The 21,143-nt window shown below is 64.2% G+C and carries 21 protein-coding genes and 2 rRNA genes; 19 read left to right on the top strand and 4 right to left on the bottom strand.

Annotation, left to right across the window (positions count from 1 at the left end; translation table 11 throughout):
• Both ACN4F8_RS10490 and rrf read left to right on the top strand, forming a co-directional pair.
• Nucleotides 1-324 (top strand): 23S ribosomal RNA (locus tag ACN4F8_RS10490); the annotation flags it as partial.
• Between the two features lie 173 nt (nucleotides 325-497).
• A 5S ribosomal RNA gene (gene rrf, locus ACN4F8_RS10485) occupies nucleotides 498-610 on the top strand.
• A gap of 151 nt (nucleotides 611-761) precedes the next feature.
• Here rrf and ACN4F8_RS10480 read toward each other — a convergent pair.
• Both ACN4F8_RS10480 and ACN4F8_RS10475 read right to left on the bottom strand, forming a co-directional pair.
• Nucleotides 762-1,670, bottom strand: a complete 909-nt coding sequence (locus ACN4F8_RS10480) for an MBL fold metallo-hydrolase (RefSeq protein ID WP_419473537.1) — start codon at nucleotides 1,668-1,670, stop codon at nucleotides 762-764.
• Nucleotides 1,671-1,718: 48 nt separating this feature from the next.
• Nucleotides 1,719-2,495, bottom strand: coding sequence for an FFLEELY motif protein (locus ACN4F8_RS10475; protein ID WP_419473536.1), 777 nt, complete (start codon nucleotides 2,493-2,495; stop codon nucleotides 1,719-1,721).
• Nucleotides 2,496-2,552: 57 nt separating this feature from the next.
• On the opposite strand from ACN4F8_RS10475, the gene ACN4F8_RS10470 reads away from it, so the two are divergent.
• Nucleotides 2,553-3,545, top strand: a complete 993-nt coding sequence (locus ACN4F8_RS10470; RefSeq protein ID WP_419473535.1) for an esterase/lipase family protein — start codon at nucleotides 2,553-2,555, stop codon at nucleotides 3,543-3,545.
• Here ACN4F8_RS10470 and phhA read toward each other — a convergent pair.
• Both phhA and hppD read right to left on the bottom strand, forming a co-directional pair.
• Nucleotides 3,467-4,321: a phenylalanine 4-monooxygenase gene (gene phhA, locus ACN4F8_RS10465; RefSeq protein ID WP_419473534.1), complete on the bottom strand. Its 855-nt coding sequence runs from the start codon at nucleotides 4,319-4,321 to the stop codon at nucleotides 3,467-3,469. The two genes, ACN4F8_RS10470 and phhA, sit on opposite strands and share 79 nt — an antisense overlap.
• A 1-nt stretch (nucleotide 4,322) precedes the next feature.
• Entirely contained in the window at nucleotides 4,323-5,453 is a 1,131-nt protein-coding gene (gene hppD / locus ACN4F8_RS10460; RefSeq protein WP_419473533.1) for a 4-hydroxyphenylpyruvate dioxygenase, read from the bottom strand.
• 115 nt (nucleotides 5,454-5,568) lie between these two features.
• Between hppD and ACN4F8_RS10455 the strand changes: the two genes are divergently transcribed.
• The 16 genes from ACN4F8_RS10455 to ACN4F8_RS10380 all read left to right on the top strand — a co-directional run.
• Nucleotides 5,569-6,042 carry an Lrp/AsnC family transcriptional regulator gene (locus ACN4F8_RS10455; protein ID WP_419473532.1) on the top strand — a complete coding sequence of 158 codons (474 nt, stop codon included), beginning with the start codon at nucleotides 5,569-5,571 and terminating at the stop codon, nucleotides 6,040-6,042.
• 106 nt (nucleotides 6,043-6,148) lie between these two features.
• A complete protein-coding gene (locus ACN4F8_RS10450) occupies nucleotides 6,149-6,886 on the top strand; it encodes a GNAT family N-acetyltransferase (protein ID WP_419473531.1) in 738 nt (245 codons plus the stop codon).
• Nucleotides 6,887-6,982: 96 nt separating this feature from the next.
• Nucleotides 6,983-7,849, top strand: a complete 867-nt coding sequence (locus tag ACN4F8_RS10445; RefSeq protein ID WP_419473530.1) for an HlyC/CorC family transporter — start codon at nucleotides 6,983-6,985, stop codon at nucleotides 7,847-7,849.
• A 73-nt stretch (nucleotides 7,850-7,922) separates the two neighbouring features.
• Entirely contained in the window at nucleotides 7,923-9,761 is a 1,839-nt protein-coding gene (lnt, locus tag ACN4F8_RS10440) for an apolipoprotein N-acyltransferase (protein WP_419473529.1), read from the top strand.
• A gap of 126 nt (nucleotides 9,762-9,887) precedes the next feature.
• Nucleotides 9,888-11,348 (top strand): hypothetical protein, encoded by a 1,461-nt coding sequence (locus ACN4F8_RS10435; protein WP_419473528.1) that lies wholly within the window; start codon nucleotides 9,888-9,890, stop codon nucleotides 11,346-11,348.
• A gap of 104 nt (nucleotides 11,349-11,452) precedes the next feature.
• Nucleotides 11,453-12,373, top strand: coding sequence for a glycine--tRNA ligase subunit alpha (gene glyQ, locus ACN4F8_RS10430; protein WP_305344678.1), 921 nt, complete (start codon nucleotides 11,453-11,455; stop codon nucleotides 12,371-12,373).
• 21 nt (nucleotides 12,374-12,394) lie between these two features.
• The gene (gene glyS, locus ACN4F8_RS10425; protein WP_419473527.1) at nucleotides 12,395-14,572 is read left to right on the top strand and encodes a glycine--tRNA ligase subunit beta; all 2,178 of its coding nucleotides are present in this window, start codon (nucleotides 12,395-12,397) and stop codon (nucleotides 14,570-14,572) included.
• Nucleotides 14,573-14,579: 7 nt separating this feature from the next.
• A complete protein-coding gene (gmhB, locus tag ACN4F8_RS10420; protein WP_419473526.1) occupies nucleotides 14,580-15,164 on the top strand; it encodes a D-glycero-beta-D-manno-heptose 1,7-bisphosphate 7-phosphatase in 585 nt (194 codons plus the stop codon).
• A gap of 17 nt (nucleotides 15,165-15,181) precedes the next feature.
• Nucleotides 15,182-15,922, top strand: coding sequence for a lysophospholipid acyltransferase family protein (locus ACN4F8_RS10415; protein ID WP_419473538.1), 741 nt, complete (start codon nucleotides 15,182-15,184; stop codon nucleotides 15,920-15,922).
• Between the two features lie 8 nt (nucleotides 15,923-15,930).
• Nucleotides 15,931-16,824, top strand: coding sequence for a M48 family metallopeptidase (locus tag ACN4F8_RS10410; RefSeq protein WP_419473525.1), 894 nt, complete (start codon nucleotides 15,931-15,933; stop codon nucleotides 16,822-16,824).
• Nucleotides 16,825-16,912: 88 nt separating this feature from the next.
• Nucleotides 16,913-17,314: a MerR family transcriptional regulator gene (locus ACN4F8_RS10405; RefSeq protein ID WP_069048001.1), complete on the top strand. Its 402-nt coding sequence runs from the start codon at nucleotides 16,913-16,915 to the stop codon at nucleotides 17,312-17,314.
• Between the two features lie 22 nt (nucleotides 17,315-17,336).
• On the top strand, nucleotides 17,337-17,702 hold the full coding sequence (locus ACN4F8_RS10400) for a DUF1304 domain-containing protein (protein ID WP_419473524.1): 366 nt from the start codon (nucleotides 17,337-17,339) through the stop codon (nucleotides 17,700-17,702).
• Between the two features lie 10 nt (nucleotides 17,703-17,712).
• Complete coding sequence (locus tag ACN4F8_RS10395; protein ID WP_419473523.1) at nucleotides 17,713-18,174, top strand: PaaI family thioesterase; 462 nt, start codon at nucleotides 17,713-17,715, stop codon at nucleotides 18,172-18,174.
• Between the two features lie 33 nt (nucleotides 18,175-18,207).
• Nucleotides 18,208-19,389: an isovaleryl-CoA dehydrogenase gene (locus ACN4F8_RS10390; protein ID WP_419473522.1), complete on the top strand. Its 1,182-nt coding sequence runs from the start codon at nucleotides 18,208-18,210 to the stop codon at nucleotides 19,387-19,389.
• 29 nt (nucleotides 19,390-19,418) lie between these two features.
• Nucleotides 19,419-20,078 (top strand): carbonate dehydratase, encoded by a 660-nt coding sequence (can, locus tag ACN4F8_RS10385; RefSeq protein ID WP_419473521.1) that lies wholly within the window; start codon nucleotides 19,419-19,421, stop codon nucleotides 20,076-20,078.
• Nucleotides 20,079-20,121: 43 nt separating this feature from the next.
• On the top strand, nucleotides 20,122-21,143 hold a 1,022-nt coding region (locus tag ACN4F8_RS10380; RefSeq protein ID WP_419473520.1), incomplete at its 3' end, for an isocitrate dehydrogenase kinase/phosphatase AceK regulatory subunit.

Below are 21,143 nucleotides of genomic sequence, written 5' to 3'. Positions count from 1 at the left end.
TGGGTTTAAAACGTCGTGAGACAGTTTGGTCCCTATCTTCCGTGGGCGCTGCAGATTTGAGGAAGCCTGCTCCTAGTACGAGAGGACCGGAGTGGACGCACCTCTGGTGTACCGGTTGTCACGCCAGTGGCATTGCCGGGTAGCTAAGTGCGGAAGAGATAACCGCTGAAAGCATCTAAGCGGGAAACTCGTTCCAAGATGAGATCTGCCGGGGCCTTGAGCCCCCTGAAGAGTCGTTCAAGACCAGGACGTTGATAGGTCAGGTGTGGAAGCGCAGTAATGCGTTAAGCTAACTGATACTAATTGCTCGTGAGGCTTGACCCTATAACTTTGATACAATCTCAAAGTCAAATGTCAAATGACAGAAATGTCATGTGTGTGCCGATATGAATCGATATGTCGATTCAACTCGTTGGCAGCAATCAAAAATCAGCTGATTCGAAGCTCTATGAATTCGTTCCGGTTGTGCATCAGCACAGCCGGAGCAACAAGTTATGCCTGACGACCATAGCGAGGTGGTACCACTCCTTCCCATCCCGAACAGGACAGTGAAACGCCTTTGCGCCGATGATAGTGCGGGTTCCCGTGTGAAAGTAGGTCATCGTCAGGCTCTTACCCAGCCCCCCAAACCCCCCCGTACCTTAAGGTACCTGGGGGGTTGGGCGTTCTGGAATCCAATTGTGCTCAAGTGGGAGATGGGGCTGTTGTTGAACAACTCATGCGTCGATAACGCGGTCGCCCTCCAATCGCAAGGCCCCGCTTCATGCGAGAGCGTCGAACAGTGAAATGAGAGACAAATCCAGATTGCTTGGCTCTGGTGAGATCTTTCGTTTTTCAATGCTTGCGATGTAGGGTGTGTTCACGTACCAGGTGAACAAATCTTGATAGCTGACGGATTGCCATTCGAGCAGTTTGAACTTGATGAGCACCTTCAACGCATGTCTGCGGTGTTTATCAGGGCTCTTCACAAACTGATCCAGACGGCTGTGTGCTCGTTGCAGAGCGCTCTCAACGTTTTCGAACACTGCGCCGTGGCCGGGTATCACGATGAGCGGGTTCAAGGCCTTGATGAGCAACAAGGTGTCGGCGACCTCGTCGAATGCATCGATTCCCTCCAGTTCTGGAAAGACAACTCCGAATCCGTTCTCCCAAAGGGCGTCGGCCGAGATCAACACCCTGCTGTTGGGCTCGAACAGAACGATGGAATGTGGGTCGTGGCCCTTGGCCGCGTGGACTTCCCAGAGGGCGTCGCCCAACCGGATCGTTTGGCCCGGGGTCATGACGCCTTGGATGTTGAACGCGGGGCAGGTCTGTCCGGTTGGCTCGTGGGTGAGGGCCACGGGATCCCAGTGCTCAACGGCTGTGGCCTGGCCTAGAGGAACCAAGGTGGTGAGTTTGGGGAACACCGATTGAAGCGCTGCGTTGCCTCCGCAGTGGTCGCTGTGCAAATGGGTGTTCAGCAGGAGGTCGAGTGGTCGTTGTTTCAGGGCTTCTTGAACGAGTGCAAGGGTTTGCGTTGCATGTGTGCAGTAGCCAGAGTCCACCAGCGCGGTTGATGCCTCGCCTTGAATGAGCACGTTGTTTGAGGAGAGCCATCCCCGTTCGAAGACGGTGACGCCGATCTGCATCAAGCGCGAGGCGGCGGTAGAGGGGGGCGGGTTGTCGTTCATGGCGCTGGTGTTGTTGAAATGAGCGAACGACGTCACAGGGTATGTGGATCACTTGCTGCGGGTCAGCTCTTCGCTCAAGCTGCGACAGCAGGACATCAGGTCTTGGTCAAACAGGGCATCTACCCAGCTCGATTCTCTTTGGCGGATCGTCTCGAGAAACGGGCGTGCGTCGCCCAAGGACGCGAATGCATCGAAGCCGCTTTCCAGAAAGTGTTGCAAAGCGTCGAGTCCCGCAGCCCGGGCGGGATTGCGCATCATGCTCAGCCCGAGTCGAAGCGTTTTCATGCGGGTGAGACGCTGGAGCTCAAGTCCCATGTGTTGAACGACCGCAAGCTGCCTTTCGCGGGATGCGCGGGCATCGGTGCGGCGCCAAGCCAGTATGTAGCGCTCAACGGGGGAGAGGCTTGTGTCCAGGGTCAGCCAGTGGGTGGCCAGCTGGTGGTCCAGCACCTCGGTCAGTGCGTGCGTTTCCGACAGGTCGACGGCGAGCTGCGCAACCGCTTCGGGGAACAGGCGCTCCAGAGCGCCAGCGATGCGTGAAAACTGGGCATCGCGCCGAGCAAAATCGTGGACGCCGTAGAGTTCATCGAGAAAGAAGTGTGTCGCAGGGGCATACCGTGAGTTTTCGAGAAAGTCGGCATAGGTGCTGCGAAACCGACGGGCTTGGAGGTGCTTGATGTGGTCCACGGCGGTCTGGACGCCTTCTGCCTGGGCCTGAGCACGCAGCTGGCTCACGCGCGCGAGGTGCGTTCGGATCAGATCGGATGCGCTGGCGGATGGGCTCGCGGACATGGCAAAACAGTCTAGCCGGGCTGCGTTCGCCACGGTGTCTCGCAAGGTCATTGGAACAAGGTCGCAGCCAACCCATGCCATAGTTTGTGCATGGAAACAGCACAGCGCCATCGCCGCACCTGCCACAGCAATCGAACTTCGTCGCTGGCGCGCCTGCAACAGGTCTTGGTGGCGGGTGCAGTCGCTCTTGCCACCGCCTGGTTCTGGTGGCACTGGCCCCGCTCCTTGATGGCCATGTTTGCAGGCCTCGCCGCGCTGACACTGGGTCACGCGGTGATCCTGGGCATCGAAACGGTGGCGGCTGCCGTCATCAATCGCGCAGACCAGGCTCCACGCGCCCGCAGCGTCGAATGGTTGGGCGCATGGTGGCAGGAAGTGAAAGTGGCGCCGCTGGTGTTTGCATGGCGTCAGCCGTTTCGCTGGCGTCGGTTGCCCGACGCCTCGGTCGCGTCGCCGGCCTCGTTTCCCGCCGTGGTGCTCGTGCACGGCTTCTTCTGCAACCGGGGGTTCTGGTTGCCCTGGATGGAGCGGCTGCAAGCGCTCGGCGTGCCCTATGTGTCGGTCAATCTGGAGCCCATCTTCGGATCGATCGACGACTACGCACCGATCATTGATGAGGCTGTGGCGCGGGCCACCGCGCTGACGGGCCAGGCGCCCACCCTGGTCTGCCACAGCATGGGCGGCTTGGCGGCGCGGGCCTGGTTGGCGGACGAACCCGGAGCGGCCTTGCGTGTCAACAAGATCATCACCATCGGCACGCCGCACCGCGGCACCTGGCTCGCCCGCTTCAGCCACCTGGCCAACGGCCGCCAGATGCGCCACGACTGCGATTGGCAGCAGGGCCTGGTGGCGCGCGAACTGGCGCTGCATCCACAACGCAACGCGAACCTGTTTGTCTGCTGGTACAGCAACACCGACAACATCGTGTTCCCCGCCTCCACCGCCACCCTGCCGGGGGCCGACAACCGCCTCGTGGTGGGTGCCGCACACGTGGCGCTGGCGTTTCACCCGAGGGTGATGACGGAATCGCTGGCGATGGTGGCGTCCGCCGGCAAGTCGCCGAGCGAACGCACGGCTTCGTAGAGCGGTGCGAAGTCGGGCGCGGTCATGTCGAACAACTGACCGAAGCTGTGGATGACGAAGTAGGTGGCCTGGTAGTCGTCGATCTTGTAGCGGGTGCGCATGCAGCGCAGCAGATCGAGTGCGATGCGCTGTGGCTGCGGGCTGGTGACGCTGTACCGCAGCTCACCCGACGAACTCAGGATGCCGGCGCCGTAAGCGCGCAGCCCGTCGGCTTGTTGAATCAGCCCGAATTCGATGGTGTACCAATACAGCCGCGACAGCAGCTCGCCCGAGCCCAGGTCGTGCGCCTTCAAGCCACCCGCGCCGTAGCGCTGCACGTAGTCGGCGAACACCGGATTGAACAGCAGCGGCACGTGGCCGAACAGGTCGTGAAACACATCGGGCTCAACCACGTAGTCGAACTCGTCGGGTGTGCGGATCCAGTCGGTGACAGGAAAGCGCCGATTCGCCAGCAAGTCAAAAAATGGGCGCTCGGGAATGAGACCAGGCACGGCCACCAGCTCCCAGCCGGTGGCCGGCTTCAGGCGCTTGTTGATGTCCTCGAACCGGGGGATGCGGTCGCGAGCCCCCAGCGACGGCAACGCTTCGATGAACGCATCACAGGCCAGGCCCGGCAGCAGCGCGGTCTGGCGCTCGTACAGACGGCCGTAAGTGTCGTGATCCGCCTCGGTGTAGGCGGCCCAGTTCTGCGCGCAGGTGTAGTCGGCCTGAGCCCGCGCGTAGTCGCCGCGCGGCGGGCGCTCGCTGGCGCCATAGACAACGGGTTCCACCGCCATGTCAGGCTTTCAACACACCACGGCGCACCTGGTCGAGCTCCATCGTCTCGAACAGCGCCTTGAAATTGCCTTCGCCGAACCCTTGGTTGCCTTTGCGCTGGATGAACTCGAAAAAAATCGGACCGAGCTGGTTCTCGCTGAAGATCTGCAGCAGCAATTCACCCGGCGTGCCGTCCACCAGAATGTTGCGCTGCTTCAGTGCTTCCACGTTTTCACCATGGTTCGGAATGCGCTTGGGCAGCAGCTCGTAGTAGGTTTCGCTGGTGTTGAGCAGCTTCACGCCGCTGAGCTCCAGCGCGTCCACGGTGTCGTACAGGTTGGTCGAACCCATGGCGATGTGCTGGATGCCTTCGCCGTGGTAACGGTCCAGGTACTCCTGGATCTGGCCGGCTTTCTCGTTGCCTTCTTCGTTGATCGGGATGCGGATCTTGCCGCAGGGGCTGGTCATGGCCTTGCTCTTCACGCCGGTGGCCTGGCCTTCGATGTCGAAGTAACGCACCTCGCGGAAGTTGAACAGGCGCTCGTAGAAGCCGGCCCATTCGTCCATGCGGCCGCGGTGCACGTTGTGCGTGAGGTGGTCGATGTAGGTCAGGCCGTGGCCCACCGGGTTGAGCTCGGCGCCCGAGTTCTGGGCGATGGGCTGGAAGTCCACGTCGAAGAAACCGATGTTGCCGATGTCGCCCGTCTTGGCGCCGTTTTTGCCGCGCCACTGGTCGATGAAATAGATGATCGAGTCGCCGATGCCCTTGATGGCCGGGATGTTCAGCTCACCCGGGCCCGCCGACTGCGCATAGCCCCAGGCACCCAGCGAAATGGCGCGTTCGTAGGCCGCCTTGGCGTCCGCCACACGGAACGCGATGGCGCACACGCTGGGGCCGTGCAGGCGCGCGAAGCGCTGCGCAAAACTGTCCGGCTCGGCGTTGATGATGAAGTTGATCTCGCCCTGGCGGTACAGCGTCACGGCCTTGCGGCGGTGTTTGGCAATCGGTTTGAAACCCATGCGCTCGAACAGCGCGCCCATGGCCACCGGGTCGGGCGCGGCGTACTCGATGAACTCGAAGCCGTCGGTGCCCATGGGGTTGTCCACGTGGGTGACGGCGGTCTGGGCGGCGGTGGGCAGGGCTGAGTTCATGGCGGTCTCCGTGGGCTGGGGGGATGAACCAATGTATCGGCGCAGCCTGTCACGATTCCGGCGTTTTGGGGCGCTCCGCTTGTCATTCTTGCAGGAAAACTGCATAGTTCAACAAATGGAAGCACTGGACAAGCTTGATCGTCACATATTGCGCAGCCTGCAGGCCGATGGCCGTGCCACCTACGACCAGATCGCCGAGACGGTGGGCCTGTCGCCCAGCGCCGTGCTGCGTCGGGTGCGCCGCCTGGAAGAGGCGCAGGTGATCGACCGTTACGTGGCGCTGGTGCGCCCGGAAGCGGTGGGCCTGGGTCTCACGGCCTACGTCAACGTGCGACTGGAGAAACACGCCGGCAGCGCCAAACGCAACCCCATGGACGAGTTCCGGGCCAGTGTGATGGCGTGGCCCGAGGTGGTGGAGTGCGCGGCGCTCACCGGCGAGATGGACTTTCAGTTGCGCCTGGTGGTGGCCGACATGGCGGCGTATTCGCGCTTCATCATGGACACCTTGCTCAAACACCCCAGCGTGCAGGACTGCAAGACCAGCTTTGTGATGGACCGTGTGAAAAGCACGACCGCGCTGCCGCTGTAGACCGCTGTCGCACGACCGGCGGTCGCTCGCTGCCCGCCCATCGGGAAACCGCCCGTTTAGGGACTTCAGTCCTTGTCGATATAGGGATAACCCTTACAGTTCTGCCATGGTCGATCCCACCCGATGGTTCAAATCTTCAACGCCCCCCGCCCAGGCAACGGTGGGCACCGTTGCGGGCGCCTCACGCACCTCCGACGACAAGCACTTTCCGTCCAGCAGCGTCGTGGTGCCCATCCGCTCCATTGGCCCCGGCCAGCGCGAACGCATTCTTGCCCACCTGCTCGCCCTGGAGCCGCACGACCGCTACCTGCGCTTCGGTTACGCCGCCAACGACGAGCAGATCACCCGTTATGTGGACCAGCTCAATTTCGAGCGCGACGAACTCTTCGGCATCTTCAACCGCCGGCTTGACCTGATCGCCATGGCCCACCTGGCCTTCTCGATCGACCCGCAATACACCAGCTGTGCCGAGTTCGGCGTGTCGGTGTCCAAAAGCGCGCGCGGTCGCGGGTATGGCAGCCGCCTGTTTGAACGCGCGGTCATGCATGCGCGCAACGAAGGCGTGACGCAGCTCTTCATCCATGCGCTGTCGGAGAACACCGCCATGCTGAAGATCGCGCGGCACGCGGGCGCCATCATCGAGCGCGATGGTTCCGAGTCCGAAGCCCACCTGCGCCTGCCGCCCGCCGACTTCGACTCGCGCGTGACCGAGCTGGTCAACCAGCAGGTGGCCCTCACCGACTACCACCTCAAGGTGCAAGCCAAGCAGTTCTGGCGCCTGCTCAGCGTGTTGCAGGACATTCGCCAGGGCGTGCGCGAAGCCCGCGAACGGGCACGCGGCTGACGCGGCCTTGGAGGGCATCTGCGGCTTGGCCGCATCTTTGCTTGGTGCCACCTGCTTGCGGTATCCTTTCGCACCGTTACAACTCCCCAACCTTCAGTGGCCGAATCCCCTCCCAGTGGTGGGTCGCAGCGCAGTCTGCGGCATGTCGACAAACGTGGTTTCCTGCAAAAGCTCGCGGAGTTCATCCACCCCGGGCCGGATTCCAAAGACGAGCTGATCGAAACCCTCGCCGACGCCGAGGACAACGACATCATCAACGCAGAATCGCGTGTGATGCTAGAAGGCGTGATCCGCATCGCCGACATGACCGCTGGCGACGTGATGGTGGCCACCCCGCGCATGGATGTGCTGGACATCGACGCACCGTTTGATGAGTTGCTCCACCTGGTCATCGACACCGCGCACTCGCGCTTTCCGGTGTTTGAGGGCGAGCGCGAAAACATCATCGGCATCCTGCTGGCCAAAGACCTGCTCAAGCTGCAGCGCGCGCCCGAACTCAACATCCGCGCTCTGTTGCGCCCGGCCACCTTCGTGCCGGAGACCAAAGGCCTCAACGACCTGCTGCGCGAGTTTCGCGGCAACCGCAACCACCTGGCCATCGTGATCGACGAATTCGGCCGCGTGGCCGGACTCATCACCATCGAGGACGTGTTGGAAGAAATCGTCGGCGAGATCGAAGACGAGTTCGATGTGGCCGAAGACGAGGGCGACATCTTTGCCCTGGCCGACAGCACCTGGCGCGTCAGTGGTGACACGCCGATCGAGCGCATCAACGAGTCGTTTGGCCTCAAGCTGCCTGAAGACGACTTCGACACCATCGGCGGCATGATCGCCCACGCCATGGGCCATGTGCCCAAGCGCGGTGAGGTGCACGAGCTCGAAGGCCTGCGCTTCGTGGTGCTGCACACCAAGGGCGGTGCGGTGAAGTGGTTCAAGGTCATGCCGGTTCCGGCCGAGCCCTGAGCCCCGCCCCGAGCCCGCCCGGTTTATGCGCAGCCTCTTTGGATCGCTTCACACGCCATCGAGCTTCAACCCGATGAGCCGCCGCCCGCCGGGGCGCAGCGCACGCGGCAGCGGGTTCTTCTGGTTCTGGGTCTGCCTGCTGGGCGGTGCGTTGCAGGCCGCGTCCATTGCCTGGCCGTTCACCGGCTGGAGCCTGCCGGGCATGAACGCCGGACAACCCAGCGGCTTCTGGCAGATCGTCTCGCTGTCCCTGCTGGTGCTGGCCCTGCAGTACGCCACGCGCGTGGGGCAGGCGGCCTGGCGGGGCTGGGTGTTTTCCACGGCCTGGCTGTCGGGCACGTTCTGGTGGCTGTTCATTTCGCTGCACACCTTTGGCGGTCTGCCGGCCTGGCTGGCGGTGCTGGCGGTGCTGGCGCTGGCGGGTGCGCTCTCCATTTATTACGCCGTGGCTGTGGGCCTGCTGTGCAGCTGGGCGCCTGTGTCGCGCACTGCGCAGGCCCTGCTGTTTGCTTCGCTCTGGACCCTGGCCGAACTGGCGCGGGGCCACTGGTTCACCGGCTTCCCGTGGGGTGCTGGCGGGTATGCGCAGGTGGACTTGATGGCGCCCTGGGCACCACTCGTGGGCGTGTACGGCATGGGTTTTCTGGCAGCCATCCTGGCCTACGCGCTGGCCTCCGTGGTCTCGGGTTTGTGGCGGCGCTTGAGCACCTGGATGCTCTCGCCGGTGAGCCGGCCCGCCGGGCGCACCGCCGCAGGCTCGCGCATGGCTGCGCCCGGTGCACGCGTGCAGGCGCGGGTGGTGCCCGGGTTGACCGACGGCTGGTGGGGCCTGGCGCGGTCTTTGGTCCTGCTGGTGCTGGTGGGCGGTTTGCTGGTGAGCATGCTCGGCGGTGGACAGGCCTGGCGAACGCTGGGGCAGCGCGGCACCGCCGGCACCGGCGAACTGCGCGTGTGGCTGCTGCAAGGCAACATCCCGCAAGACCAGAAATTCGTGCCCGGCACCGGCATCGCGCAGGCGCTGGCGTGGTATCCGCAACAGATGGCCATGGCGGTGGACGCTGCTCGCGCCAACCCCGCGACCGGCCCGCAGTTGGTGGTCGCACCCGAGACCGCCATTCCGCTGCTGCCCAACCAGCTTGGCGCCGAGTTCTGGCGGCCACTGCTCGGCAGCCTGGCCGAGCAAAGCGCTGGTGGCGTCAGCGCCCTGGTCGGCCTGCCGCTGGGCAGTCTGGAGCAGGGTTACACCAATTCGGTGTGGGGCCTGAGCCCCGAGACCGCCGCGAAGGAGCGGGACCGGGTCGCCGTGCCCGGTGCGTTGGGCGCCAGCATCTACCGCTACGACAAGAACCACCTGGTGCCGTTCGGTGAATTCATCCCGCCGCTGTTTCGCTGGTTCACCGACCTCCTGAACATCCCGCTGGGCGACTTCAACCGGGGTGGCCTCGCCCAAGCTTCGTGGGCGGTGGCGGGGCAAAGCGTGGCGCCCAACATCTGTTTTGAAGACCTGTTTGGCGAAGAGCTGGCTGCTTCGTTCACCGACGCGGCCACCGCCCCCAGCGTGCTGATCAATCTGAGCAACATCGCCTGGTTCGGCGACTCGGTGGCCATCGACCAGCATCTGCAGATCTCGCGCCTGCGCGCCATCGAGCTGGGCCGCCCCATGCTGCGCGCCACCAACACCGGCGCCACCGCAGTGATCGACCACAACGGTGTGGTCACGCATCAGCTGGAGCGCCTCACGCGTGGCCGGCTGGAGGCCACCGTGCAGGGGCGCAGCGGCATCACACCCTACGCCCAGTGGACGGCGCGCTGGGGCCTGATGCCGATGTGGGTCGGTTGCCTGGTGCTGGTGCTCGTCATTGCGTCGTTGCGCGGCCTGGGCCGCCGGGGCGGGCGCACCCGGCGGCGCTGAGCCGCTGCACCGCATCAGCGATTCGGCAGGAATCGCTCAGAAGTCCATCAGACACCACGCCGGGTGCGTTGGTACAACTCAAGACCCCCCGACCTTGTTGGCGGGGCATCCTTGAGGGCTCTCTCTATGGCGTCATCCATTCCGTTCGATCATCCCTCGCTGGTGCTGGGACACGTCGTCAACACCGATCTGCTCAGCCGGCTGGAGAAGATCGCCGGCCTGCAGGCCAAGACCGATGCCGCGTTCGAGCGCATGAACTCGTTCATTGCCATGCGGCGCGGGCTGAGCATGACGATCAACGAACTGGTCAGCCTGGGGGTGGACATCACCGATCTCAAGGCACGCATTGCCGAACTCAACCAACACGTGAGCGACGCCGCGCGCGACTACATGACGGCGCGCATCACCAACGACACCGGCGTGCAGCAGCTGCGCGAAGAGGTGGCGGCGATTGAGAACGTGGCGGGGCTGGAGAGCCCGCTGGACTTTTCAGGCGTGCAGGTCGAGCGCCTGCCGCTGGCGTCCGACTCCATCAAGATCGATCTCCAGTATTTCTCATACGGCAGCAACGACGACACCAGTGCGACGGCGATTGCCAACATCGAGAGCGTGATCCGGGAATCGACCTCATCGCTGGGCCCCTCGGCGCGGGACGTGCCCAAGGCCGCTGCGGCGCAGGTGCATCAGCAGCTCAAGAGCCACAGCCTGATCGGCACCATCGTGATCACCGCCAGCGCCACCCACCGTTCCTCGGCGATGTTGCAACCGCTCAATCTCGATGTGGACAAGGCGGTGGAGGTGTGGAACAGCGTGCACAGCAAGGCGGGCGAGGGCATCAACACCACCGATCTGGCCGCGATGATCCAGGCCTCCGAAGCCCAGGGTGGCAGCGCCGACGCCAACAACCTCACCCTGCTCACCGGTGCGAACTACGGCTCCAGCTTCATCGGCATGGTGCACATGGTCAACAACGAAATGACCGGCACCGGTCTGGGCGCCGAGCAGGAAGAGGCGGTGCAGGACCAGATGCGCATGGGGGGTTGGCTCAAGGCCGCCACCGGGGGTTTTGGCGTGGACGAATCGGTGCTGGACAACGTGCGCAAGCTGCTCAGCACACAAAACGTGTCCACCCATGTCAACCTCATCGTGCTCGGCAGCGTGCCCTCGCTGGCCTCGTCGCAGCTGCGCATGGGGGTGGCGAGCTTGCTCGACGACCCGCAGCGCACCGGCGCCAGCGTGCCGGGCCGGTCTTTTGATTCACACCAGACCGCAAGCTCCATGGCCGAGGGTTCGCTCAAGGGCGGCCAGCAGGTGGCTCTGCAGAGTGGGCTGATGCAAAGCGTCATCCAGGGGCTGGGCAGCATCGACCACGGCAGCAACAAGATCGTTGATCTCAACACCTTGATGAACTCGTTCGACAATTACATCACCCAGGTCTCGGACGTCAAATCGGTGGGCATTCCGATCAGCTTTTTCTTCAAGAAGATCTCCAAGGCCCACATCGCGCGCCTGTGGCTCGCCAAGTACTTCGCCCTGGCCAAGACCAAGGGCGATCCCGCTGCGGCCAAGACCGCGCCAACGAAGTGACCAGACGCGCCCGGCCAGGTGGGGCGCGCCCGTAAAATCGGGGGTTTGCGCGGCCGTGCCCGGCGCGCTCCTTCTTTCTTCTGCGCGGCCCACGCGCCAGCCCCATGTTGACCTTCCAGCAAATCATCCTGACCTTGCAGTCCTATTGGGACAAGCAAGGCTGCGCCCTGCTCCAGCCCTACGACATGGAGGTGGGCGCCGGCACCAGCCACACCGCCACCTTCCTGCGCGCGCTCGGCCCCGAGCCCTGGAAAGCCGCCTACGTGCAGCCCAGCCGCCGCCCCAAAGACGGCCGCTACGGCGAGAACCCCAACCGCCTGCAGCACTACTACCAATACCAGGTGGTCTTGAAGCCCGCGCCGAGCAACATCCTGGAGCTGTACCTCGGCAGCCTGGAAGCGCTGGGCTTTGATCTGAAAAAGAACGACATCCGCTTTGTGGAAGACGACTGGGAGAACCCCACGCTCGGCGCCTGGGGCCTGGGCTGGGAGGTCTGGCTCAACGGCATGGAAGTCACGCAGTTCACCTACTTCCAGCAAGTGGGCGGCATCGACTGCAAACCCATCACCGGCGAAATCACCTATGGCCTGGAGCGCCTGGCCATGTACCTGCAGGGCGTGGACAACGTCTACGACCTCGTGTGGACCCAGCGCGCAGACGGCTCCAAGCTCAGCTACGGCGACGTGTACCTGCAGAACGAGAAGGAACAGTCGGCCTACAACTTCGAGCACAGCGACGCCGACTTTTTGTTCACCGCCTTCACCGCACACGAGAAGCAGGCCAAACACCTGATGGAGCAGCAGCTCGCGCTGCCCGCGTACGAGCAGGTCTTGAAGTGCGCGCACAGCTTCAACCTGCTGGACGCGCGCGGTGCCATCAGCGTGACCGAGCGCGCCGCCTACATCGGCCGCATCCGCAACCTCGCACGCGGCGTGGCCCAGAGTTACTACGAGAGCCGCGAGCGCCTGGGTTTCCCCATGGCGCCGCGCGAGTGGGTGGACCAGATGACGAAGAAGGCCGCGTGAGCGCCCGGAGAAAGAACAAGAATGACCGCACAGAACCTGCTCGTTGAACTGTTTGTTGAAGAGCTGCCCCCCAAGGCCTTGAAGAAACTCGGCGACGCTTTCGCCTCCGTGCTGGCCGACCAGCTCAGGGTCCAGGGCCTGGCGCCGGCTGATGCCACGGTGACGGCCTTCGCCTCGCCACGCCGCCTGGCCGCACACGTCACCGGTGTGCTCACCCGCGCTGCCGACAAGGCCGTGTCGCAAAAACTCATGCCGGTGAACGTGGGCCTGGACGCCAACGGCCAGCCCACCCCTGCACTGCTCAAACGCTTGGGCGCGCTCGGCGCCGACGCATCCGCCGTGGCCGGCCTCAAGCGCGCACCCGACGGCAAGGCCGAAGCACTGTTTTATGACAGCGTGGCGCCTGGGGCTGACATTGCCACCGGTTTGCAGAAGGCGCTCGACGAAGCGATCGCCAAGCTGCCGATCCCCAAGGTGATGACCTACCAGTTGGCCGACGGCTGGTCCGATGTGAAGTTCGTGCGCCCGGCGCATCGTCTGGTGGCGCTGCATGGTTCAACGGTGATTGGAATTCGTGCTCTGGGGCTGCAAGCCTCCAATATGACCGAGGGTCATCGATTCGAGTGCGACCCCAAGGCCTTCGCCATCCGTGATGCAGACAGCTATCAACAACAGATGACTGAGCAGGGCGCGGTGATCGCCTCCTTCGCCGAGCGCAAGACCGAGATCGCACGCCAGTTGGCCGCCGCTGCCGCGAAGGTGGGCGGGGGCTGCAAGCCCATTGAAGACGACGCCCTGCTCGACGAAGTGACCGCGCTGGTCGAGCGGCCCAACGTGCTCATCTGCGAGTTTGAACAGCAGTTCCTCGGCGTGCCGCAGGAATGCCTGATCCTCACGATGAAGGCGAACCAGAAATACTTTCCGCTGCTCGACGCGGCCGGCAAGCTGACGAACCAGTTCCTGGTGGTCAGCAACATCAGCCCCACCGACGCGAGCGCGGTGATCGGCGGCAACGAGCGCGTGGTGCGCCCGCGTTTGGCCGACGCGAAGTTCTTCTTCGACCAGGACCGCAAGAAGACGCTGGCTTCGCGCGTCGAGGGCCTGGGCAAGGTGGTCTATCACAACAAGCTGGGCACGCAGGGTGAGCGCACGGAGCGCGTGCTAAAGATCGCGCAAGCAATAGCGCAAGACTTGGTCCGTCAGGGCTTTGTTGATGAAAAGGGGCAAGCTGACTTCGTTAAAGCAGTTGCGCAGGCGGCACGACTGGCGAAGACTGACTTGTTGACTGACATGGTGGGAGAGTTCCCCGAGTTGCAGGGCATCATGGGGCGTTACTACGCCCTCTCCGATGGGCTGCTAGAGGACGTGGCATTTGCCATTGAAGACCACTACAAACCGCGTTTCGCGGGCGACGACCTGCCACGCAACCCAGTTGGTGTGGTCGTTGCTCTCGCCGACAAGCTCGAGACGCTGGTTGGGATGTTCGGTATCGGCAATTTGCCGACGGGTGATAGAGATCCGTTTGCGTTGCGGCGGCATGCACTGGGGGTGGTGCGGATGTTGATCGAAGAGAAGGTGCCGGCGGATCTCGACTGGCTTTTGAAAACCACTGCAAGTGCTTTTGGCAGTCTGATTGCCGAAACGTCGGCGGAGCTAGAGGAGTTTCTGTACGAAAGGTTGCGCGGGTACTTCCGCGACAGTGATCGATCCATTCGTTCGAGTGAAGGGATTTCGCGGACGCAGACGTACTCGAACTCAGAAATCGATGCAGTTCTTTCGAAGCAGCCGCAAAGATTGGTTGCGATTGAGCAGCGCCTACACGCGGTGATGGCCTTCGCCGCCCTGCCCGAAGCCCCGGCCCTCGCCGCCGCCAACAAACGCATCGGCAACATCCTCAAGAAGTCCGAGGGTGAAGCGGCCGCAACGGTGAACGAATCCGCGCTGATCGAACAAGCCGAGAAAGACCTGTTCGCCGCCATGCAGACCACCGTGCCCGCCGCGAACGCAAAGTTCGACGCCGGTGACTACACCGCCAGCCTGCAATCGCTCGCCGCCCTGCGCGCCCCGGTCGACGCCTTCTTCGACGGCGTGATGGTCAACGCCGACGACCCCGCGCTCAAGGCCAACCGCCTCGGTTTGCTCAAGCAACTGCACGACGCCATGAACCGCGTGGCCGATCTCTCGCGCTTGGCCACCTGAGACCGCCATGAAACTCCTCATCCTCGACCGCGACGGCACGCTCAACCGCAGCCGCGACGACTACGTCGCTTCGCCGGACGAGTGGGAGGCGTTGCCCGGTGCGTTGGAGGCGGTGGCGCGGCTCAACCAGGGTGGCTGGCGAGTGGTGCTGGCGACCAATCAATCCGGCATCGGACGCGGCTTGTTCGACATGGCTTCGCTCAATGCCATCCACGCCAAGATGCACCGCCAGCTGGCCGCGGCCGGGGCGCGGGTGGACGCGGTGTTTTTCTGCCCGCACGCGCCCGATGAGGCTTGCCACTGCCGCAAGCCACTGCCGGGGCTGTTCACCCAGATCGGGGAGCGGTACGGCGTGTCGCTGGCGGGTGTGCCCGCGGCGGGCAACGCGCTGCGGCACGTGAGGGCCGCAGGGGTGGCGGGTTGCCCGACCCACCTGCTGCTCACCGGGCAATCCGAACATCTGCGGGGCCGTCTCGGCATGGGCTCGGACGCCGACCTTGCCGCGCTCGCACCCGATCTGCCGCCCGGCACCCACACCCACGAAGACCTCGGCGACTTTGCCGACTGGCTGCTCTCCCAGCCCACGACCTGAACCGACTCATGATCCTGATCAACCTGCTGCGCGCCATTCTGCACACCCTGTTCATGGCGGTGACCGTGGTGCCCTGGGGGCTGGCGGTGCTGATCGCCGCACCGTTTCTCAACAGCACGCAGATCTACTGGATGTGCGCCGGCTGGCTCAAGCTGGCGGTGAACAGCGGCAAGCTAATCCTGGGCATCCGCAACGACGTCATCGGGTACGAGAACCTGCCGGTGGGCAGCACCGCGCCGGCCATTTTGTTGCTCAAGCACCAGTCCACCTGGGAAACCTTCTGCATGCCCACGCTGATGCCGCATCCGCTGGCCTATGTGTTCAAGAAGGAGCTGCTCTACGTGCCGTTTTTCGGCTGGGCCATGGGCCGCATGGACATGATCCACATCGACCGCAGCAAGCGCGCACAGGCTTTCAACAAGGTGGTGGAGCAAGGCCAGCGCCTGCTCAACCAGGGCACGTGGGTGATCATGTTCCCCGAGGGCACCCGCATCCCGCGCGGCCAGAAGGGCACCTACAAAAGCGGCGGCACGCGCCTGGCGGTGGAGACCGGCGCGCCGGTGATCCCGATCGCCGTGACCTCGGCCAAGTGCTGGCCGCGCAAGGCGTTCATCAAGAAGCCGGGCACGGTGGAGTTTTCCATCGGCAAGCCGATTCCCAGCGTGGGTCGTGAACCCGATGAACTGATGCGCGAGGTCGAGACCTGGATCGAGGCGGAAATGCGCCGGCTCGACCCGACGGCTTACCCCCAAGGCTGAGCCAGGCGATGCAGCGTTTCCTCCAGCTGGCGCTCGATTTTCTCGGTGGCCCCGACCCCGAGCCGCTGCGGCCCGCGCCATCGCCGCGGTCCGATGTGGCCGCCGCACCCGCGCTGCCGATGAACCAGGTGTTCCAGCCTGCGGCCTGGCACCACCCGCGCGCCAACCGCACGCTGCGCCTGGGCTCGTGCGAGGTGGCCTACGAATTCAAGCGCGGCAAACGCCGCACCATCGGCCTGTCGGTGAGCCCGGACGGTCTGAGCGTGAGCGCGCCGCGCTGGACGCCGGTGGGTGAGGTCGAGGCGTTGCTGCACGACAAGTCGGCCTGGGTGCTGGAGAAACTGCAGAGCGCACGCGAACGCGCGGGCGACCTGGCGCAAGCGCGCATCACCTGGGCCGATGGTGCGGAGTTCGACTACCTGGGTGAGCGCCTGCGCCTGGTGCTCGACCCGGCGCACGGCTTCACGCAGGTGGGCGCGGTGTTCGAGGCGGCTGCGGGTTCAGAGACCCTGGCCACGCTGCGCCTGGGGCTGGCGGGCAACGCCAATGAAGCGCAGATCCGCGACGCCGCGCAGGCCTGGCTGATGAAACAGGCCAAGGCCTTGTTCGCGCAGCGGCTGGACCACTTTGCGCCGCAGCTCGGTGTGAGTTATTCGAAGCTGCGCCTCTCCAGCGCGGGCACACGCTGGGGCAGTGCCAGCGCCGACGGCACCATCCGCCTGAACTGGCGCCTGATCCACCTCAAGCTGGAGATGGTGGACTACGTGGTGGTGCACGAGCTCAGCCACCTGCACCACATGGACCACAGCCCGCAGTTCTGGGACGTGGTCGCCAGCGTCATGCCCGACCACGCGTCGCGGCGCAAGGCGCTGCGCAGCGCGGCCGTGCCACTGGGCGAGTGACGCGCGTCCGGGCGGTTTCTCGCGGGTTTGATTCCGTTAAGATCGCCGAATGACGTTGACGTAAACGTCAATCACAGGGCACGAACCCATGGCGACGAACCCGACCTACACCATCAGCGATCTGGCGCGCGAGTTCGACCTCACCACCCGCGCCATCCGTTTCTACGAAGACATGGGGCTGCTGGAGCCTCAGCGCGAAGGCCCGGGCGGGCGCAACCGGGTGTATTCGGCGCGCGACCGCACGCGCCTCAAGCTCACGTTGCGCGCCAAGCGCCTGGGCTTGTCGCTGACCGAAGCCAAGGACATCATCGACACCTACGACAGCCCGCGCGACACCGGTCCGCAGCTGCGCAAGTTCCTCACCGTGCTGGCCGACCACCGCCGCCAGCTCGAAGAGCAGATGGCCGATCTGGTGGCCAACCTCGACGAGGTGAAGGTGCACGAAAAAGAAGCCCGCGCCCTGCTGGCCAAGCTGGACAAAAAGTCCTGAGTCATTTGTTGGAGGAGTCGCCATGTCCTTGATTGCCAGCATTGTTGTTGTGCTCGTCGCGCTGTTGCACGCGTACTTTCTCGTGCTCGAGATGTTCCTGTGGGACAAGCCTGCGGGCTTGCGCGCCTTTGGCCAGACGCCCGCGTCGGCAGCGGCCACCAAGGTGCTGGCTGCCAACCAGGGCCTGTACAACGGCTTTCTGGCCGCCGGCCTGCTGTGGGGTTTGTGGCTGGGGCCCGAGGGCTTCGGCGTGAAGGTGTTCTTTTTGTTGTGTGTGCTGATCGCCGGCCTGTACGGCGCGGCCACCGCGAGCCGCAAGATCCTCTTTGTGCAGGCGCTACCGGCGGCGGTGGGTCTGGTGCTCGTTGTCTTCAGCCAGTCCGCTTGAGAGGATTGCCATGAACCGAGCCACCTTCGAGCCCCGCAACCCCGACTTTGAAGCCCGCGTGCGCGCGAGCTTTGCCCGCCAGGCCGCCATGCGTACCCTGGGCGCCACGCTGGCGGTGGTTCAACCCGGGCGGGTGGAGATCACGCTGCCCTGGGCCGAGCCGCTGACGCAGCAACACGGGTTTCTGCACGCCGGCATGGTGGCCACCGCGCTCGATTCGGCCTGTGGTTACGCCGGGTTCTCACTCATGGCGCTTGAGGCCGCGGTGCTCACCATCGAGTTCAAGATCAACCTGCTGGCGCCTGCACAGGGCCAGCACTTCCGCATGGTCGGCACCGTCATCAAACCCGGGCGCACCGTCACGGTGTGCGAAGGGCAGGCGTGGGCCATCGACGGCGGACAGGAAAAACTGGTCGCCACCATGGGCTGCACGCTCATGGCCGTGGTCGGCCGCGACAACATCCAGGGCTGAGGCCCACCGAATCATTCTTTGGAGACACCACCCATGACCAACCTGCCCGGCCTCAACTTCCAGCTCGGTGAAGACATCGACGCGCTGCGCGACGCGGTGCGCGATTTCGCGCAGGCCGAGATCGCCCCGCGCGCGGCCGAGATCGACCAGAGCGACCAGTTCCCCATGGACCTGTGGCGCAAGATGGGCGATCTGGGCGTGCTCGGCATCACCGTGGGCGAGGAGTTTGGTGGTGCCGGCATGGGCTACCTGGCGCACATGATCGCCATGGAAGAAATTTCGCGTGCCTCGGCCAGCGTGGGTCTGAGCTACGGAGCGCACAGCAACCTGTGCGTGAACCAGATCAAGCGCAACGGCAGCGAAGCGCAGCGCGCGAAATACCTGCCCAAGCTCATCAGCGGCGAACACGTGGGTGCACTCGCCATGAGCGAGCCGGGCGCCGGGTCGGACGTGATCAGCATGAAGCTGAAAGCGGAAGACAAGGGCGGTTACTACCTGCTCAACGGCAGCAAGATGTGGATCACCAACGGGCCCGATGCCGACACCATGGTGGTCTATGCGAAGTCGGAGCCTGAAATGGGCGCGCGCGGCGTCACCGCCTTCATCGTCGAAAAAGGCATGAAGGGTTTCAGCACCGCGCAAAAGCTCGACAAGCTCGGCATGCGCGGCAGCCACACCGGCGAGATGGTGTTCAACAACGTCGAGGTGCCGGTCGAAAACATCCTGGGTGGTTTGAACAACGGCGCCAAGGTGCTCATGAGCGGGCTGGACTACGAGCGCGCCGTGCTCACCGGCGGGCCGCTGGGCATCATGCAGGCCGTCATGGACAACATCGTTCCCTACATCCACGACCGCAAGCAGTTCGGCCAGAGCATCGGTGAATTCCAGCTGATCCAGGGCAAGGTCGCCGACATGTACACCGTGTTGCAGGCCGGCCGCTCGTTCGCCTACACGGTGGCCAAAAACCTCGACCTGCTGGGCGCAGAACACGTGCGCCAGGTGCGCAAGGACTGCGCCTCGGTCATCCTGTGGTGCGCGGAAGAGGCCTCCAAGATGGCGGGCAACGGCATCCAGATCTTCGGTGGCAACGGCTACATCAACGAGTACCCGCTGGGCCGCCTGTGGCGCGACGCCAAGCTGTATGAAATCGGTGCCGGCACGAGCGAGATTCGCCGCATGCTGATCGGCCGCGAGTTGTTTGCCGAGACCTGCTGAAGCACGACCCCACCCCCTAAGATCGCGCCATGACTTCCGAACTCAAAGACCTTTTCGACCGCAACCGCGTCTGGGCCGCCGACATGGTGGCCGCGCGCCCCGGCTTCTTCACCGACCTGCTGGCCCAGCAGAGCCCGCAGTACATGTGGATCGGCTGCTCCGACAGCCGCGTGCCCGCCAACCAGATCACCGGCCTGGACCCGGGCGAGGTGTTCGTGCACCGCAACGTGGCCAACGTGGTGGTGCCGACCGACCTCAACTGCCTCTCCACCATCCAGTACGCGGTGGACATGCTCAAGGTGCAACACCTCATGGTGGTGGGGCATTACGGCTGTGGTGGTGTGCAGGCCGCGCTGCGCGACGTGCGCGTGGGCCTGGCCGACAACTGGCTGCGCCACATCAAGGACGTGCGCGACCGTCACTCGGCATTGCTCGACGCCACGCCCGAGCAGCACCGCGCCGATGTGTTGTGTGAGCTCAACGCCATCGAGCAGGTGATGAACGTGGCGCAAACCACGGTGGTGCAGGACGCCTGGGCGCGTGGGCAGGCGCTCACGCTGCACGGCTGGGTGTACGGCCTGCGCGACGGCCTGCTGCACGACATGCACATGACGGTGGACAACAAAGACCAGATCGACGCCGCCTACCGCCAGGCTGTGGCGGGCGTGGGCGCTGTGCGCCAGAGCTGAGCGGCGGCGGCACCTCCCGTTTCACTTCCCGACGGGACACGCCATGTTCCCCCAGCGCCTCGACTCGACCCTGGCCTACGCGATTGCCAAGGCCATGATGGACGGCTTCAACCGGCACTACCGGCTGTTCCGCACCGAGTCGGCGCGCGCCCAACACCGGTTCGAGACGCGCGACTGGCTGGGCCAGCAGCGCGCACAGCGCGAGCGCATCGAGTTCTACGACCTGCGGGTCAAGGAATGTGTGATGCGGCTCATGAAGGAGTTCGGCGCCGACGCGCAACCCATGGACGTGTGGGAACAGGTCAAGCTGCACTACATCGGGCTGCTGGTGAACCACCACCAGCCCGAGCTGGCCGAGACCTTCTTCAACTCGGTCACCACCAAGATCCTGCGGCGCGCGTACTTCCAGAACGACTTCATCTTCGTGCGCCCCGCGGTGTCCACCGAGTACATCGAGAACGACGAGCCCAGCACGAAGCCCACCTACCGCTGTTACTACCCCACGGCCGACACCATGCCCGCCGAGGCGCTGCGCCTGTTGCAGGACTTTGATTTGCGCGTGCCGTTTGAAGACCTTGCGCGCGATGCCGGGCTGGTGCTGACCGCCATGAAGCGGCACTTCGACCACGTGAAGCTGCGCGCCAATTTCCAGTTCCAGGTGCTCTCGGGCCTGTTCTTCCGCAACAAGGGTGCGTATGTGGTCGGCAAGATCATCAACGGCTTCCAGGAGGTGCCGTTTGCCCTGCCCATCCTGCACAACACCGACGGCAAACTGGTGGTGGACGCCGCGCTCTTCGGCGAAGACGATCTGCTGATCCTGTTCAGCTTTGCGCGCGCCACCTTCATGGTCGACATGGAAATCCCCAGCGCCTATGTGCAGTTTCTGCGCAGCCTGATGCCGCGCAAACCGCGCGCGGAGTTTTACAACGCGCTTGGTCTGGCCAAGCAGGGCAAGACGCTGTTCTACCGGGACTTCCTCTCTCACATGCGGCACAGCACCGACCAGTTCCGGATTGCGCCCGGCATCAAGGGCATGGTCATGCTGGTGTTTGACCTGCCGAGCTT

This window comes from Hydrogenophaga sp., assembly GCF_048549895.1.
Lineage (GTDB): Bacteria > Pseudomonadota > Gammaproteobacteria > Burkholderiales > Burkholderiaceae_C > Hydrogenophaga.
Note: the sequence above shows the minus strand (reverse complement) of the source record. Positions and strands in the feature narration are given on the sequence as shown.

What these genes read in the sequence shown, in the direction of transcription:
- ACN4F8_RS10480 (WP_419473537.1), bottom strand. Translation starts at nt 1,670, where the DNA reads ATGAACGACAACCCGCCCCCCTCTACCGCCGCCTCGCGCTTGATGCAG.
- ACN4F8_RS10470 (WP_419473535.1), top strand. Translation starts at nt 2,553, where the DNA reads ATGGAAACAGCACAGCGCCATCGCCGCACCTGCCACAGCAATCGAACT.
- phhA (WP_419473534.1), bottom strand. Translation starts at nt 4,321, where the DNA reads ATGGCGGTGGAACCCGTTGTCTATGGCGCCAGCGAGCGCCCGCCGCGC.
- hppD (WP_419473533.1), bottom strand. Translation starts at nt 5,453, where the DNA reads ATGAACTCAGCCCTGCCCACCGCCGCCCAGACCGCCGTCACCCACGTG.
- ACN4F8_RS10455 (WP_419473532.1), top strand. Translation starts at nt 5,569, where the DNA reads ATGGAAGCACTGGACAAGCTTGATCGTCACATATTGCGCAGCCTGCAG.
- ACN4F8_RS10450 (WP_419473531.1), top strand. Translation starts at nt 6,149, where the DNA reads ATGGTCGATCCCACCCGATGGTTCAAATCTTCAACGCCCCCCGCCCAG.
- lnt (WP_419473529.1), top strand. Translation starts at nt 7,923, where the DNA reads ATGAGCCGCCGCCCGCCGGGGCGCAGCGCACGCGGCAGCGGGTTCTTC.
- ACN4F8_RS10435 (WP_419473528.1), top strand. Translation starts at nt 9,888, where the DNA reads ATGGCGTCATCCATTCCGTTCGATCATCCCTCGCTGGTGCTGGGACAC.
- glyQ (WP_305344678.1), top strand. Translation starts at nt 11,453, where the DNA reads ATGTTGACCTTCCAGCAAATCATCCTGACCTTGCAGTCCTATTGGGAC.
- glyS (WP_419473527.1), top strand. Translation starts at nt 12,395, where the DNA reads ATGACCGCACAGAACCTGCTCGTTGAACTGTTTGTTGAAGAGCTGCCC.
- gmhB (WP_419473526.1), top strand. Translation starts at nt 14,580, where the DNA reads ATGAAACTCCTCATCCTCGACCGCGACGGCACGCTCAACCGCAGCCGC.
- ACN4F8_RS10410 (WP_419473525.1), top strand. Translation starts at nt 15,931, where the DNA reads ATGCAGCGTTTCCTCCAGCTGGCGCTCGATTTTCTCGGTGGCCCCGAC.
- ACN4F8_RS10405 (WP_069048001.1), top strand. Translation starts at nt 16,913, where the DNA reads ATGGCGACGAACCCGACCTACACCATCAGCGATCTGGCGCGCGAGTTC.
- ACN4F8_RS10400 (WP_419473524.1), top strand. Translation starts at nt 17,337, where the DNA reads ATGTCCTTGATTGCCAGCATTGTTGTTGTGCTCGTCGCGCTGTTGCAC.
- ACN4F8_RS10395 (WP_419473523.1), top strand. Translation starts at nt 17,713, where the DNA reads ATGAACCGAGCCACCTTCGAGCCCCGCAACCCCGACTTTGAAGCCCGC.
- ACN4F8_RS10390 (WP_419473522.1), top strand. Translation starts at nt 18,208, where the DNA reads ATGACCAACCTGCCCGGCCTCAACTTCCAGCTCGGTGAAGACATCGAC.
- can (WP_419473521.1), top strand. Translation starts at nt 19,419, where the DNA reads ATGACTTCCGAACTCAAAGACCTTTTCGACCGCAACCGCGTCTGGGCC.